Here is a 14,449-nt window from a genome sequence, read left to right as displayed (position 1 = left end):
TGGTTTGCTTGCGCTGGCGGCTTAGGCCCACCCAGGTCCCTGTTCACCCTGCGATCACACACTTGCGACCCTCGGTCACAGCGACGGCGCTTGCCTTCCAGCCCGGCTGCGGGTCTATATGCCGACCATGATATTCTGGATTGCCATAGCTGCCTTGACGGCCGCCGCCGCCCTGTCTGTTCTAGTGCCTTTGACGCGCACCCGCAGCAGGCCTGAAAGCGTGCCTGAAAACGCGTCCGTGGGCATTGCTGCACCGGACCTGGATCAGGATGCCGAGGTTTACCGGGCTCAGCTTGAGGAACTGCAGCGTGACCGGGTGCGCGGACTGATCGACGATCAGGCGTTTGACGCCGCCCGCACTGAAATTGCCCGGCGGCTGCTGGCCGCCGAAGATGCGAGAACGCGTCGTGAAGCCTCTGCGCCAGCTTCGAGCCGCGTTTTGCGCCGGGCGGCTGTCCTTGCAGCGCTTGTCTTCCTGCCCGCAGTGACCCTCGGCATGTATCTGATGCTCGGCAGCCCCGACCAGCCTGACAGTCCATTGATTGCCCGGCTTCAGGCGCCGGTGGAAGGCCAGTCAGTTGGCGAACTGGTGGCCCGCGTGGAGCGTCATCTGGCGCAAAATCCGCAGGACGGCAAGGGCTGGGAAGTGATTGCTCCGGTCTATATGCGGCTGAACCGCCCGGAGGAAGCTGCGCGCGCCTATGACAATGTCATCCGGCTTTTGGGCTCAAGCGCGACGCGCCAGACCGACATGGGCGAAGCACTTGCCGCCGCCAACAACGGCATCGTCAGTGCCGCCGCTCAGGCGGCTTTCGAAGCCGCCGTCGAGCTGGACGCCGACGCGGTCAAACCCCGCTTCTTCCTGGCGATTGCCTTGGCCCAGGACGGCAATCGCGAAGCCGCGGTGGCCGCCTGGCGCAAGCTGCTCGATGGCGCCGACGAAACGGAATCCTGGGTGCCCGTTGCCCGTGCCGAACTTGCCAAGCTGACTGGCGCAACTGCGGCGCTGGCCCAACCTGCTGCACCTGGTCAGCCCGGTCCGGATGCCGCTGCGGTGGCTGAGGCGGCGCAAATGAGCGACGCCGACCGTTCCGCTATGATCGAGGGTATGGTAAGCGGCCTCAAGGACCGGTTGCGCGGGGCAGGTGGATCCTTGCAGGACTGGCAGAGATTGCTACGGGCTCAGATGGTTCTGGGTCGCGAGGCCGAGGCACGCGATGCCCTGTTACTGGCGCGAGAGGATCTGGCCGAAGATGAGGCAGCTTTGGCACAGATCAATGCCCTGGCCACCAGTCTCGGGCTTTAACCGAGCCGAGGCTTCACGACGAAACGAAGATGGCCCGGCAGGCTGAATGAGCGGTGAGGGATCGCGCCAGCCGGGTTTGAGGAACGAGTTGCGAGAGGACGGACGCGAAACATGACACGCAAGCAAAGGCGCCTGACCTTGATTGGCGTCGCCGGGGCTGTTCTGGCGCTGGCCGTCGGCCTGATCCTGTTTGCCCTCAGCGACCAGATCGTTTTCTTTCAAAGCCCGACGGATATCGCGCAGAAGTCCATTCCGGCAGGTCAGAGGATCCGCCTCGGCGGCCTGGTCGAGGAAGGTTCTGTCGTGCGTTCCGACGATGCCCATGTCGCCTTCACGGTCACCGACTTGGTCAGCACCATCGCCGTCACCTACAAGGGGATCTTGCCGGATCTCTTCCGTGAGGGGCAAGGTGTGGTGGCCGAAGGCGTGGTCGGCCCGGACGGGGTCTTCGCCGCCGACAGCGTGTTGGCCAAACACGACGAGAATTACGTGCCCAAGGAAGTGGCCGAAGCACTAAAGGAAAAAGGCGTCTGGCAAGGCGCAGACTGAGTGGCCACATTGGGTGGCGGGACGCAAGGGGCGATCCGCTATGAGGAAACGCAGGGGCCGCGGCGCAATGGATCGCCACGGTGAGGACGGACAAGACGCATGATTGTTGAACTTGGACATTACGCCCTGGTGCTGGCATTCGCGCTCGCGCTGGTTCAGTGCGTTCTGCCGCTGGTCGGAGCCTTGCGGGAGGATCGGGCGCTGATGGCGATTGCGCCGCCCGTGTCCATCAGCCTGTTCCTGCTCGTCAGCCTGTCGTTTGTCAGCCTGACCATTGCCTATCTGACGTCGGATTTTTCCGTTCTCAACGTCTACGCCAATTCCTATTCGGCCAAACCGCTGATCTACAAGATCTCCGGCGTTTGGGGAAACCACGAAGGCTCGGTGTTGCTGTGGATCCTGATCCTGGTGTTCTTTGGCGCGCTGGTCGGCTATTTCGGTCGCAATATTCCAGCTCCCTTGCGCGCAGCAACGCTGTCCGTCCAGGCCTGGGTGACGACAGGTTTCCTGGCATTCCTGCTGATCACATCGAACCCGTTCGAACGTATCGCGACGCCACCGATGGAAGGGCAGGGGCTGAACCCGATCCTGCAGGACATCGGCCTCGCGATCCATCCGCCGTTGCTCTACATCGGCTATGTCGGCTTTTCCATCACCTTCTCGTTTGCGGTTGCCGCGCTGATCCTCGGGCGCATTGATGCCGCCTGGGCGCGCTGGGTGCGGCCCTGGACGCTGCTGGCCTGGGTGTTCCTGACGCTTGGCATCGCCATGGGCTCCTACTGGGCCTATTACGAGCTCGGCTGGGGCGGCTGGTGGTTCTGGGATCCGGTCGAAAATGCCTCGCTGATGCCCTGGCTGGTCGGAACGGCGATGCTGCATTCGGCGATCGTCATGGAAAAACGCGAGGGCCTGAAGGTCTGGACCGTGCTTCTGGCCATCTTCGCCTTCTCCCTGTCGTTGCTGGGCACATTTCTGGTGCGCTCCGGTGTGCTGACATCAGTGCATGCCTTTGCCACAGATCCGGAGCGCGGCGTCTTCATTCTGGGGCTGTTGACGTTTTTCATCGGTGGATCGCTGTCGCTGTTTGCCTGGCGTGCACCGATGCTGAAACAGGGCGGCTTGTTCGCGCCGATCAGCCGCGAAGGCGCATTGGTGCTCAACAATCTGTTCCTGTCGGCGGCCGCCTCCGCTGTCCTCATCGGCACGCTGTATCCGCTGGTGCTGGATGTGGTGACCGGCGAGAAGATCTCCGTCGGCGCACCGTTCTTCAATCTGACTTTCGGGCCGCTGATGATCCCGCTGTTGATGGCCGTGCCCTTCGGGCCGGTTCTGGCCTGGAAACGCGGCGATCTGCTGGCCGCCTGCCAGCGGCTTTACGCAGCCTTTGGTCTGGCCTTTCTGGCAGTGCTCTTCACCTATTGGCTGTGGGGTGGTGCCTCCGCCCTGGCGCCATTGGGTGTCGGGCTGGCTGTCTGGCTGATGCTCGGCTCGATCGTCGAGCTACTGGGCCGGGTCAAGCTGTTCGATATTGGGCCGCGCCGTGCGCTGTCGCGGCTGATCGGTCTGCCAGGTTCTGCCTGGGGAACGTCGATTGCGCACTTCGGCGTCGGGGTTGCCGTTCTCGGCATCGTCACCGCCTCGGCGTTTCAGGAAGAGCATATCCTGACCATGAAGCCGGGTAGCTCAGTCGAGCTGGCAGGCTATGAGGTGACTTTCGACGGTTTGATCCCACGTCAGGGGCCAAACTATCAGGAAGATGTCGGGCTTTTCTCGCTGCGACGCGGTGGCGTGGAGGTGGCACAGCTGGAGCCGGCCAAGCGGGTCTATCAGGCCAGCCGCATGCCGACCTCCGAAGCGGGCATTCTGACGTCGTGGTTCTCGCAAATTTATCTGTCGCTGGGTGAAGCGCGTGAGGATGGCGGGGTTGATGTGCGCATTTATCACAAGCCACTGATCACGCTGATCTGGATTGGCTGCGTGATCATGGCGTTCGGTGGCGTCGTTTCGATTGGCGACCGGCGCTTGCGGGTTGGCGCGCCCACTCCGGCGCGCAAAAAGACCCGCGCCAAATCCGCCGCCGTTGCGGCAGAATAGGGCGCTGCTCATGAACAGACTTCAGACCACCTTCAAGGCCCTGCTCATTGCACTCGTGTTGGGTGCCGCTCTGCTGCCGTCCTATGCGGTGACACCGGACGAGATCCTCGATGATCCTGTGCTTGAGGCCCGCGCCCGAGAACTCTCTGCCGAGCTGCGGTGTCTGGTCTGCCAGAACCAGTCGATCGACGACAGCGATGCGGAGCTGGCCAAGGATCTGCGGGTGCTGGTGCGCCAGCGGCTTGTTGCCGGCGACACGGACACACAAGTCATCGACTACCTGGTCTCGCGCTATGGTGAGTTCGTGCTGCTAAAGCCACGCTTTGCCTGGCATAACGCAGCGCTGTGGGTTGTCCCTCCTGCCGCACTCTTGCTCGGCATCTTCGCCCTTTGGCTGAGCGTCAGGCGGCGCAAAGCGCTGGCCGGGGAAGGGACAGACGCCCGATTGTCAGCAGAAGAAGAGGCGCGCCTGTCGCTGCTGATCGATCAGATCGATACGCAGGACACTGAGTTGGACAAAGACCGGGAACATAGGTCCTGAGCCGAACGTCTTTTCCGTGCCGTTTCGGGTCAACGAGGGCTGGCCGTTGGGCACGGTTTCGGCATGGCTCCCGTGATCGGGCCGTGGATTGACGCTGGGCATTTTAGCTGTTTCTGATCACGTCTTTCGCCATTGTCGTTCCCCCTAGCTCCGTCATTGCCGGAGGTGATCCGGTAGTCCATGCCGTTTAGGTGCTTTTCGGGAAATCTGTCGCCTGTCGAGACGTATCGGCATGGCTCCCATGGTGGCGCCATGGGATGACGGCGATGGGCGGTGCCGCGCATTCTCCCTCCGTCATCCCCGCGCAGGCGGGGATCCAGACTTTGGCAGCGCTGCTCGGTTGCCGGCTGACCGATGGGGAAAGGACTGGATCCTCGGCACAGGGCCGAGGATGACGGCGGTGGGTTCCCGCGGCCCCTGCCTCTCACTCCGTCATTGCCGGACTTGATCCGGCAATCCATGCCGTGCCGTCTCGGGTCAACGAAGGGCTGGTCGTGGGGCTCGGGTGCGGCATGGATCCCATGGTCGCGCCATGGGATGACGGCGGCGGGCGGTGCCACGCGTTCTCTCCCGTCATCCCCGCGCAGGCGGGGATCCAGACTTTTGCGGCGCTGCTCGGTTGCCGTCTGGCCGATGGGGAAGGACTGGATCCTCGGCACAGGGCCGAGGATGACGGCGGTGTGTCTCTCGTGGCCTCTGCCTCTCACTCCACGTCATGATTGGACTTGATCCGGTAATCCATGCCGATGTATCCGGACGGGGCTACGTCGAGAAGGAGCCGTCAGTATCGCCTCAGGAGGCCTGTTTCAACGTGTCGCTGTGTTCCATCGTTTTCAGTCGAACTTTAAGGAACCGAACCACCCGCTTGGCGTCGGCCTTGCTCAAAACGCGGTAGTCCGCCATCCAGTTGTCGGCGATTGAGCACTGCAGCTTCAGCATGCCGCACCGCGCCCGGCAGAAATTCCCGAACTCGGTCTCTCCGACATCGAGGGACTTGCAGAGAATCGCAATCCCGTCGATTTCCATCCGCAGGATGACGTTGATGACATGCTTTTGGTCGATTTCCGCCAGGTCGGCGAGCAGGAAAGACAGATCAAGAAGCCGGTTGGACATGGCATATTCGGCAAACACCTTGTTCAGATCCTTGCGCTCGTTGCGGATGTCGCGAATGTCCACCTTGGTGTTGATCCGCGATTTTTTTCGATCAAGTGTACTGGCGGCCACCACTTTGCTGGCTTCATGGAACAGGTCTTCCACCAGTTTCTCGTTGCTCACGTACAGATGACGCAGCTTTTTGCCTTCGTCTTCCGGCAATTGATCGATGAGCTTGTCGAAATGATTTTTTGTCAGGTCTTGTCGACTGAGCAGGTTGTCCCGCAGGGTCTCGTCCTTGTCCGCCAGCTTGATCAGGAATCGGGCTCCCCAGTTTGAAAGCTCGGCGCCCGGGTTTTCTGCAACAGAGTGATGCACCGGCTGTTCGCCGCGTTCCAGCAGGACATCGGTCAGGCGGGCTTCCAGATGATCGCGCTTGGAAATGGCAAGCAGATGGCCTTGGCTCTTGGTCTTGGCAAGATGCATCAGATCGGCTTGGGTCAGAACATCAGAATATTGCAGCATGTAGCGGGCGATGACGATGTTGTCGTTGGCCAGCTGCATGACCAGATCGTGAGGAGTCTGGTCGACCTTGCTGAGGTCTTCCGCCAACGCCTGTCGGTCCCCCACTTCGACCAGCTCCGCAAGGCGTCTCATGACGCCATTGAACAGGGTCTTTTCTTCATTCGTGTAACGCTCGGCCCCTGCGATGAACAGCGCGGAGACATGCCCTAGAAGCTCGCGGCGTTTCTCGCTGTCACTTTCCTTGGCGAGCTCTATTAGCGATGAAAGCATATGGTCTTATCCTGGTTGTTTCGATCATATACATGGGGGATTATGTTGAAAATTATCTGAATCTTGCGCCTGTTGGATGATTTCAGTTTTTATGTGGTAAACAGAAGTTTTAACTGAAAAAATACAATGTAAATAATGTCAATAATTACTAGGTTGCTTGAGGTTTTGCGCTTTCAGGTCAGGTCGTTCAACGTGATGATAGCGGCGGGAGCCGTCGAGATGACTTGACCCTTTTCCGTCTTGGCAGCAAAACCCTCGCATGATCGACACAACCTCTTCCGCAAGCTTTTCTTCGGCGCCGATGCCCACGACAGCCGCGCTGCCGCTGCTGTATTCCTTTCGCCGCTGTCCTTATGCGATGCGGGCGAGACTGGCGATTGCCGAAACTGGCCTGCAGGTGGAGCTGCGCGAAATTGTTCTGCGCGACAAGGCGCCGGAGTTTCTGGCAACCAGCCCGAGCGCGACGGTTCCCTGCCTTTTGACGAGGGATGGGGAGGTGATGGATGAAAGCCTCGATATCATGCTCTGGGCCTTGCGCCAGCGGGACCCGTCTGGCTGGCTGTCTCCGGAGCTTGGCAGTCTGGACGAGATGCTGGCGCTGATTACCGAAGTTGACGGGCCTTTCAAGCGGCATCTCGACAGGTTCAAGTATGACACTCGCTATCCGGAAGCGAATGCCTCAGTGGAACGGGAGGCTGCTGCCGTCTTTCTGCGAGGGATCAACGAGCGTCTTGCGATCTCGCCGTGGCTCTTTGGAAATCGCGCCTCGCTGGCCGATTATGCCTTCCTGCCGTTTCTGCGCCAGTTCGCCAATGTGGATCGGGCCTGGTTCGATTCCGAACCCTGGCCGCAGTTGATCGGCCTTCTTCAGGCGTTTGAGACGTCTGCCAGATTCGGCTCAATCATGACGAAATATGCCAAATGGCAGGCAGATGACGCGGTGGTGGTGTTTCCGGAGCCGTCTTGAGCCCTTATCGTTACGCTCGTAACTTCTGATTTTTCCCCGAAAACCGCCAAACCCGAGCACATTACAAAAGCTTAATCTCGCGGTCAGACAGCGGTAAGACTGCCCTCTCCATAGTCACGGTCAACAAGACGCCGGTCATCGCTCCCCGCGACGGGCCGCCGCCGTTGTGAACTCTGTTTCTGACCTACCTGTGTGAGGAAGACGATTATGACAGCCACCAGCAGCACCCCGAAAAAAACTGGCCTGCGTGCAACCAAGGGCCGCCTCCTGGCAGGCGCCATGATGCTCGGCATTGCCGGTGCTTTCAGTGCCCAAACCGTTTTGCCGCAAGGCTTTGCCCTGGCCGATCCGGTCAAGGTCGACGTTGCCGGTCCGGTGGACTTTTCGCCTGTTGTCCAGGCGGTTCAGCCGGCCGTGGTCAGCGTTCGCGTCAAGCAGGAAATCGAACCGAAGATGATGAACTTCGGTGGCAATGACTTCGATGAGTTCTTCAACGAGCTGCCGAAGGACCACCCGCTTTATCGCTTTTTCCGTCGTTTCGGAGAGAATGGTCCCAAGTCCGATGAGTCGCAGAAGCGTGAGCGTCCGCACCGATATGGCATGTCCCAGGGCTCCGGCTTCTTCATCTCTGAGGACGGCTATCTCGTCACCAACCATCACGTCATCGACAAGGGTACCGAGTTCACCGTCGTCACCGATGATGGCAAGGAATTCGATGCCAAGCTCGTCGGCGCCGACAAGCGCACGGATCTGGCACTGCTGAAGGTCGATAACGCGGACCGCGACTTCACCTACGTCAAGTTCGCCGATGGCGCGCCGAATGTCGGTGAATGGGTTGTGGCGATCGGGAACCCGTTTGGGCTCGGCGGCTCAGTAACGGCCGGTATCGTTTCTGCCCGTGGTCGTGACATCGGCGCTGGCCCTTACGACGACTTCATCCAGATCGATGCACCGGTCAACCGAGGCAACTCCGGCGGTCCGGCCTTCAACATGAAGGGTGAAGTGATCGGCGTGAACGCTGCGATCTTCTCGCCGTCTGGCGGCAACGTCGGCATCGCCTTCGCCATCCCGTCGAGCACGGCGAAAGACGTGATCATGGACCTCAAGGATGATGGTTCCGTGGTGCGTGGTTGGCTCGGTGTCCACATTCAGGGCGTCACCGACGACATTGCCGAAAGCCTCGGCCTGAAGGAAGCCAAGGGCGCCATCGTTGCGGATGCACAGGAAGACGGCCCGGCAGCCAAGGCCGGCCTGATCTCCGGTGACACCATTCTGGCGGTGGACGGAAACTCGGTCGATGGGCCGCGTGAATTGTCCAAGATGATTGCCGCTTATTCGCCTGACACCGACGTCGACATCACCGTCTGGCGTGACGGGTCGGAAAAGGACGTCACGGTGAAGCTCGGCCGTTTGCAGGATGCCGAACAGGTGGCAGAGGCCGCTCCGACGGAATCCGAGGAAACCACGCTTGAAGACCTCGGCCTGACGGTTCTCACCGCCCAGGAAGCCGGCGTCGAAGGCGATGGCGTTGTCATCGCCGAAATCGATCCTGATGGGGCCGCTGCTGAAAAGGGTCTGCGTCGTGGAGATCGCATTCTGGCCGTCGCGGGAGCCGAGGTGAAGACACCGAATGACGTGGTTGAGGCTGTCAAGAAGGCTGAAAAGGAAGGTCGGAAAGCCGTTCTTTTCCGGGTTGAAAGCAACGAAGCAACCCGATTTGTTGCTCTGCCGATGAACCTTGGGTGATTGAAAACGTTAGTTTTTCGAACGGCTAGTTTAGTCGGGTCGGAATTGTCCGGTGCGGAATCGCAAAAACTGCGCACCGGAGCATAGGCTTCCCAGGGGTTCGAAAGCCCCCCTCAGATCCCCTGAGGAAGTCGACCTGCCGGCGGCAGATCCCACAGTGGATCTGCCGCCGGAGTTCTTTTGGAAGGGAGGATTGTCAACGTTGGTGGAGCGACTAAAAGGAAGACATGATGCGGATTTTGATTATCGAGGATGACGCCGAAGCAGCGGCATACCTGGCCAAGGGTTTGAAGGAAGTCGGACACGTCGCCGATCACGCCAGTGACGGCGAGAGCGGTCTGGAAATGGCACTCGACGTGGCTTACGACGTGTTGATCGTGGATCGCATGTTGCCGAAGCGCGACGGGCTGTCGGTGATCGAGGCCCTGCGGGCCCAGTCCAACCAGACGCCGGTTCTGATCCTGTCTGCGCTTGGCCAGGTGGATGACCGAGTAAAAGGCCTGAAGGCGGGCAGCGATGACTATCTGCCCAAGCCTTATGCCTTCACTGAGCTTCTGGCTCGGGTGGAAGCGCTCGGGCGTCGTCCAAAGGCCGGTGGCGAGGTGGCGACAACCTATCAGGTTGGCGAACTCATCCTCGACCGTATGGCGCACTCCTGCCGGCGCGGTGACAAGGAAATCACCCTTCAGCCGCGTGAGTTCCGCCTGTTGGAGTATCTCATGCAGCATGCCGGTCAGGTCGTGACCCGGACCATGCTTCTGGAGAACGTGTGGGAATACCACTTCGACCCGCAGACCAACGTCATCGACGTTCATATTTCACGGCTGCGTGGCAAGATCGACAAGGATTTCGATCGGCCGCTGCTGCACACAATTCGAGGCGCGGGGTATTCTATCCGTGACATGGCTGACTAGGCTCATGAGAACGACAGCTTTCAAGCTGTCGTTTTTGTATCTGGTGGTGTTCACCGCCCTCTCGGGCTTTCTGCTGATCTACATCTCCCGCACCACCAACCAGATCATGGCGGCGCAGGTGGTGCAGACAGTGGATGCTGAAATCACCGGCTTGAGCGAGGAATATGTGCGCGGCGGTGTGCGCGCTCTGGTGGAGAGCATGGAGCGCCGGGCCCGGCGCCCCGATGCCAGCCTGTATCTGCTCGTCGACTTCGCCGGCAACCCGCTGGTGGGCAACATTCCGCAACTGCCGACCATCGTGCTGGAGGAAGCTGACGGCGACGTGCAGCGCATGCGCTATACCCGCAGCACCGGCGAGGGCAGCACGGAAAGCGGCGAGGCGCTGGTGCGCATTTTTGAGTTGCGCGGTGGCTACAGAGTGCTTGTCGGGCGCGATCTCGGTGAACAGCAACGCTTTGCCAATGTCTTTTCCGATGCGCTGCAGTTCTGGCTGATTTCGGTCATTCTGATGGCTGGAGCGACCTGGTTCTTTGTCTCCCGCCGGGTGATGAAGCGCATCGACGGGATTGCCGCCACCAGCCGCACGATCATGGAAGGCGACCTGACACGGCGCTTGCCGGTTGCCGGAAATGGCGACGAATTCGACCGGCTGGCCGGTAATCTCAATGACATGCTGGAGCGCATCGAATTGTTGATGCAGGGCATGACAGAAGTCACCGACAACATTGCCCATGACCTCAAGACACCGCTGAACCGGCTGCGCACACGTGTCGAGACGGCCCTGCGTGAGGCGAAGACCGATGATGACTACCGTCAAGCCATGGAGGCGACCCTTGATGACAGCGACGGGTTGATCCGCATTTTTGATGCCCTGCTGCGCATTGCCCGCGTCGAGGCCATGTCACCGGAAGCCGGAATGGGGCCTGTCGACCTCTCTGCGGTGGTCGAGGAGGTTGCCGACCTCTACCAGCCTGTGCTGGAAGATCTTGGTGGATCTCTGGATGTCGACGTGGCGCAGGGACAGACCGTTCTGGGCAACCGGGAACTGATCGCCCAAGGATTGGTGAACTTGATTGAAAATGGCCTGAAATACGGCTGTGCGGACGGCGAGGAAGCTCCCCGTATTGAAATCTCCACCCGGCTGGACAAGGACCGCTGCGCGGTTTCCGTCCGGGATCACGGCGCCGGGATCGACAACGCCGACATGGACCGGGTGTCTGGGCGCTTCGTGCGTCTCGACAAGAGCCGCAGCCAGCCGGGTTATGGCCTTGGATTAAGCCTCGTCAATGCGATTGCCCGCTTGCATGGGGGAAGCCTCTCTCTGCACAATGCGGCCCCCGGGCTGAATGTGAGTTTCGATTTGAAAACCATCGGAACCCCGGAAAGCATTGATATCAAGGAAGGTAGCCAGGCATGACGAAGCAGGCGGCAACAGACGGCGCAACCGGGGACCTCGGCGCAGAGGAGATCCGGTCTCTGGCCGAACGCCTGCAGGTTGTGCCGCGAGGCTGTGAAGCAGGGCGGGGCGAGCTGTTTCTGGCTGACCTATTCGACGAGGGCTGCGTGGCTGCCACCACATTGGAAGACCTGTGTGGAAAGGCGCCGCAAACCAGGGCCTTTTTGAGCGGCGTCTTCGCCAACTCTGCATTTCTGCGTGATCTGGCCCTTCAGGACCCGGTCCGGCTTTGTGCCATTTTGCATGAAAGCCCGGAAGGTCGCATTGCACGTCTGCTGGCAGATGCTGCCGAGACCCGGGCGGAGACGGAAGCCGAGTTGATGAAGGCGCTGCGGCTCTTGAAGCAAGACATGGCCTTGACCCTTGGGCTGGCGGATATCGCAGGAGCTGCGTCACTGGATCAGGTGACGGGCGCACTGGCGGACTTCGCCGATGCCTGCCTGAATGCGTCGCTGCGCTATCTGCTCGGCGAACTGGCAGCCAAGGGCAAGTTTTCACCGCCCGATCCCGAGCATCCGGAGAAAGACAGCGGGTTCATTGTGCTGGCGATGGGGAAGCACGGGGCGCGTGAACTGAATTACTCGTCCGACATCGACCTGATCATACTCTACGATCCTGACAAGACCCCGGTCACCGGCAGCGCGGAACCCTCAGTCGAATTTGTCCGCCTGACCCGTCGGCTTCTCAAGATCATGCAAGAGCGAACGGCGGAGGGCTATGTCTTCCGCACGGACCTGCGCTTGCGACCGGATCCCGGGGCGACGCCGCTTGCCATGTCGCTTCCGGCCGCCTTGTCCTACTACGAGAGCCTCGGCCAGAACTGGGAGCGCGCGGCGCTGATCAAGGCGCGTCCCTGCGCCGGCGACATTCCGGCGGGACAGGGGTTCCTGAAAGAGATCGTTCCTTTCATCTGGCGCAAGTACCTCGACTTTGCGGCCATCGCCGATGTGCAGGCGATCAAACGCCAGATCCATCGGCACAAGGGCCACGGCAAGATCGCCATCGCCGGTCACAACGTGAAGCTGGGTCGCGGAGGCATCCGCGAGGTCGAATTCTTCGTCCAGACCCAGCAGTTGATTGCCGGTGGGCGTAACCCCGCCCTGCGCGGACGCCGGACGCTGGACATGCTCGATGCGTTGGTCGAGGCAAAATGGATCGAGCAGTCAGCGCGCGACGAGTTGCATGAGGCTTATGTTTTCCTGCGCAACGTCGAGCATCGCATCCAGATGATGAACGATGAACAGACCCAACTTTTGCCCAAGGACGAAGAGGGGCTGGAAAAGATCGCCTTTATGATGGGCTATGACGCACGCACGAATTTCGAGGAAGCTCTGGTAAAGCGGCTGAAGCGGGTTCAGGCGCAATATGCGGCTTTGTTCGAGGATGAGACCGAGCTTTCCTCGGAGGGCAATCTGGTCTTCACCGGTGATGACCATGACCCGGACACGCTGGAGACCCTGACGCGCTTTGGTTACAAGCAGGCAGTGGAAGCTGCCAACATCGTCAAGGCCTGGCACTTCGGGCGGTATGCCGCGACACGCTCGACCAAGGCGCGGGAACTGCTGACTGAGCTGCATCCGACGCTTCTGATGGCGCTTGGCCTGAGTGACAATGCCGATGCCGCCCTGCGCACCTTTGATGCGTTTCTCGCCAAACTGCCTGCCGGCGTGCAGTTGTTTTCGCTGTTGAAGTCCAATCCCGAACTTTTGTCGTTGCTGGCCACAGTCATGGGCTCCGCCCCTCGGTTGGCGGAAACCGTGTCGCGCCGGGTTCATGTGCTCGACAGTGTTCTGGATCCGGCCTTCTTCGGCGTCATGCCGAGCCATGAGGAGTTTCGTGTCGGCCTGGAGCGGACGTTGGCCCAGGCACGCTATTATGAGGAAGCACTGGACCGGGCGCGGATCTTCAATCAGGAACAGGTGTTCCTGATCGGCCTGCGGCTGATCTCGGATACTCTGGCCGCCGACCGGGTCGGCGACGCTCTGGCGCGTTTGGCCGAAGTGGTGATCGAAGCCTTGCTGCCACGGGTGATCGAGCATGTCGCGGAAAGCCATGGCCGGATTGAGGGCGGTGAGCTGGCGGTTCTGGCGATGGGAAAGCTTGGCGGGCGCGAAATGACCGCCTCGTCGGATCTCGATCTGATCCTGCTGTATGAGCCACCGGAAGACGCCAGTCAGTCCGACGGAAAGCGCCCCCTGGCTGTCACGCAGTATTACACGCGGCTGACCCAGAGGTTGGTGACGGCACTCTCTGCCCCGACTGCCGAAGGTGCGCTGTATGAGGTGGATTTTCGCCTGAGGCCGTCCGGCAATGCCGGGCCGCTGGCCACCAATCTGACAGGCTTCATCGACTATCAGGAAAAACAGGCCTGGACCTGGGAGCACATGGCGTTGACCCGTGGCCGGGTGATCGCCACCACCTCGCAAGATTTCAAGAAGAAGATCCGCCACCACATCTGCAACACGCTGTCGCGCAAGCGCGACCGCCAGACCCTCTGCGATGAGGTACGTCACATGCGGGCGCGGATCGAGAAGGAAAAGGGCACCAAGGACATCTGGGATCTGAAGCAGGTTGCCGGAGGTTTGGTCGACATCGAGTTCCTCGCTCAGTTTCTGCAATTGGCAGATGGGGCTGGCAATCCGGAGCTGTTTTGCCAGAACACCGAGGAGGCATTGATAGTTCTGCGTGATGCCGGTTCATTGTCGGCGGGCGATGCCGACCTGTTGCTGCAGGCGCTCAGGCTCTATCACAAGCTGACCCAGGTGCTGCGCATGTGTCTTGAGGGCAAGTTCAAGCTGAAGGAAGCACCGCGCGGTGTGCTGGAGCTTCTGACCCGTGCCGCCGGAGCACCAAATCTGGAGCATCTGGAAATCGAACTTGCCGACACCCAGAAGGCTGTCCGGGCGAAGTTCGAGGAGCTGGTTGGCCCGGTGGAACGGGTCGAGGCACTGGGTTGATGTGCAGGCCGGTGCGGCTAAGGCCTGGCGCG

The 14,449-nt window shown here is 60.6% G+C and carries 10 protein-coding genes; 9 read left to right on the top strand and 1 reads right to left on the bottom strand.

Features of this window, described 5'->3' with window-relative positions; genetic code table 11:
- Window positions 1-118 precede the first annotated feature (118 nt).
- The 4 genes from ccmI (at window position 119) to J0X15_RS08080 (ending at window position 4,490) form a co-directional block, all read left to right on the top strand.
- Entirely contained in the window at window positions 119-1,306 is a 1,188-nt protein-coding gene (ccmI, locus tag J0X15_RS08095; RefSeq protein ID WP_209015180.1) for a c-type cytochrome biogenesis protein CcmI, read from the top strand.
- A 111-nt stretch (window positions 1,307-1,417) separates the two neighbouring features.
- Window positions 1,418-1,855 carry a cytochrome c maturation protein CcmE gene (gene ccmE / locus J0X15_RS08090; RefSeq protein ID WP_206939588.1) on the top strand — a complete coding sequence of 146 codons (438 nt, stop codon included), beginning with the start codon at window positions 1,418-1,420 and terminating at the stop codon, window positions 1,853-1,855.
- Window positions 1,856-1,954: 99 nt separating this feature from the next.
- Window positions 1,955-3,949 (top strand): heme lyase CcmF/NrfE family subunit, encoded by a 1,995-nt coding sequence (locus J0X15_RS08085; protein WP_206939585.1) that lies wholly within the window; start codon window positions 1,955-1,957, stop codon window positions 3,947-3,949.
- Window positions 3,950-3,959: 10 nt separating this feature from the next.
- Window positions 3,960-4,490: a cytochrome c-type biogenesis protein gene (locus J0X15_RS08080; protein WP_206939583.1), complete on the top strand. Its 531-nt coding sequence runs from the start codon at window positions 3,960-3,962 to the stop codon at window positions 4,488-4,490.
- Between the two features lie 792 nt (window positions 4,491-5,282).
- Here the strand turns inward: J0X15_RS08080 and J0X15_RS08075 are convergent.
- Window positions 5,283-6,377: a DUF2336 domain-containing protein gene (locus tag J0X15_RS08075; RefSeq protein WP_206939581.1), complete on the bottom strand. Its 1,095-nt coding sequence runs from the start codon at window positions 6,375-6,377 to the stop codon at window positions 5,283-5,285.
- Window positions 6,378-6,636: 259 nt separating this feature from the next.
- On the opposite strand from J0X15_RS08075, the gene J0X15_RS08070 reads away from it, so the two are divergent.
- The 5 genes from J0X15_RS08070 (at window position 6,637) to J0X15_RS08050 (ending at window position 14,417) form a co-directional block, all read left to right on the top strand.
- On the top strand, window positions 6,637-7,344 hold the full coding sequence (locus tag J0X15_RS08070; RefSeq protein ID WP_209015179.1) for a glutathione S-transferase: 708 nt from the start codon (window positions 6,637-6,639) through the stop codon (window positions 7,342-7,344).
- A 207-nt stretch (window positions 7,345-7,551) separates the two neighbouring features.
- Entirely contained in the window at window positions 7,552-9,090 is a 1,539-nt protein-coding gene (locus J0X15_RS08065; protein ID WP_206939579.1) for a Do family serine endopeptidase, read from the top strand.
- Window positions 9,091-9,317: 227 nt separating this feature from the next.
- The gene (locus J0X15_RS08060; RefSeq protein WP_269439398.1) at window positions 9,318-10,004 is read left to right on the top strand and encodes a response regulator transcription factor; all 687 of its coding nucleotides are present in this window, start codon (window positions 9,318-9,320) and stop codon (window positions 10,002-10,004) included.
- Between the two features lie 4 nt (window positions 10,005-10,008).
- Entirely contained in the window at window positions 10,009-11,421 is a 1,413-nt protein-coding gene (locus J0X15_RS08055) for a sensor histidine kinase (RefSeq protein ID WP_209015178.1), read from the top strand.
- Window positions 11,418-14,417, top strand: a complete 3,000-nt coding sequence (locus J0X15_RS08050) for a bifunctional [glutamine synthetase] adenylyltransferase/[glutamine synthetase]-adenylyl-L-tyrosine phosphorylase (protein WP_206939573.1) — start codon at window positions 11,418-11,420, stop codon at window positions 14,415-14,417. Before J0X15_RS08055 ends, J0X15_RS08050 begins: the two co-directional genes overlap by 4 nt.
- The last annotated feature ends 32 nt before the right edge of the window (window positions 14,418-14,449 follow it).

The organism is Roseibium limicola (assembly GCF_017313085.1).
GTDB lineage: Bacteria > Pseudomonadota > Alphaproteobacteria > Rhizobiales > Stappiaceae > Roseibium > Roseibium limicola.
This window is presented reverse-complemented; position numbering and strand designations above follow the sequence as displayed.

What these genes read in the sequence shown, in the direction of transcription:
- ccmI (WP_209015180.1), top strand. Translation starts at nt 119, where the DNA reads ATGCCGACCATGATATTCTGGATTGCCATAGCTGCCTTGACGGCCGCC.
- ccmE (WP_206939588.1), top strand. Translation starts at nt 1,418, where the DNA reads ATGACACGCAAGCAAAGGCGCCTGACCTTGATTGGCGTCGCCGGGGCT.
- J0X15_RS08085 (WP_206939585.1), top strand. Translation starts at nt 1,955, where the DNA reads ATGATTGTTGAACTTGGACATTACGCCCTGGTGCTGGCATTCGCGCTC.
- J0X15_RS08080 (WP_206939583.1), top strand. Translation starts at nt 3,960, where the DNA reads ATGAACAGACTTCAGACCACCTTCAAGGCCCTGCTCATTGCACTCGTG.
- J0X15_RS08075 (WP_206939581.1), bottom strand. Translation starts at nt 6,377, where the DNA reads ATGCTTTCATCGCTAATAGAGCTCGCCAAGGAAAGTGACAGCGAGAAA.
- J0X15_RS08070 (WP_209015179.1), top strand. Translation starts at nt 6,637, where the DNA reads ATGATCGACACAACCTCTTCCGCAAGCTTTTCTTCGGCGCCGATGCCC.
- J0X15_RS08065 (WP_206939579.1), top strand. Translation starts at nt 7,552, where the DNA reads ATGACAGCCACCAGCAGCACCCCGAAAAAAACTGGCCTGCGTGCAACC.
- J0X15_RS08060 (WP_269439398.1), top strand. Translation starts at nt 9,318, where the DNA reads ATGATGCGGATTTTGATTATCGAGGATGACGCCGAAGCAGCGGCATAC.
- J0X15_RS08055 (WP_209015178.1), top strand. Translation starts at nt 10,009, where the DNA reads ATGAGAACGACAGCTTTCAAGCTGTCGTTTTTGTATCTGGTGGTGTTC.
- J0X15_RS08050 (WP_206939573.1), top strand. Translation starts at nt 11,418, where the DNA reads ATGACGAAGCAGGCGGCAACAGACGGCGCAACCGGGGACCTCGGCGCA.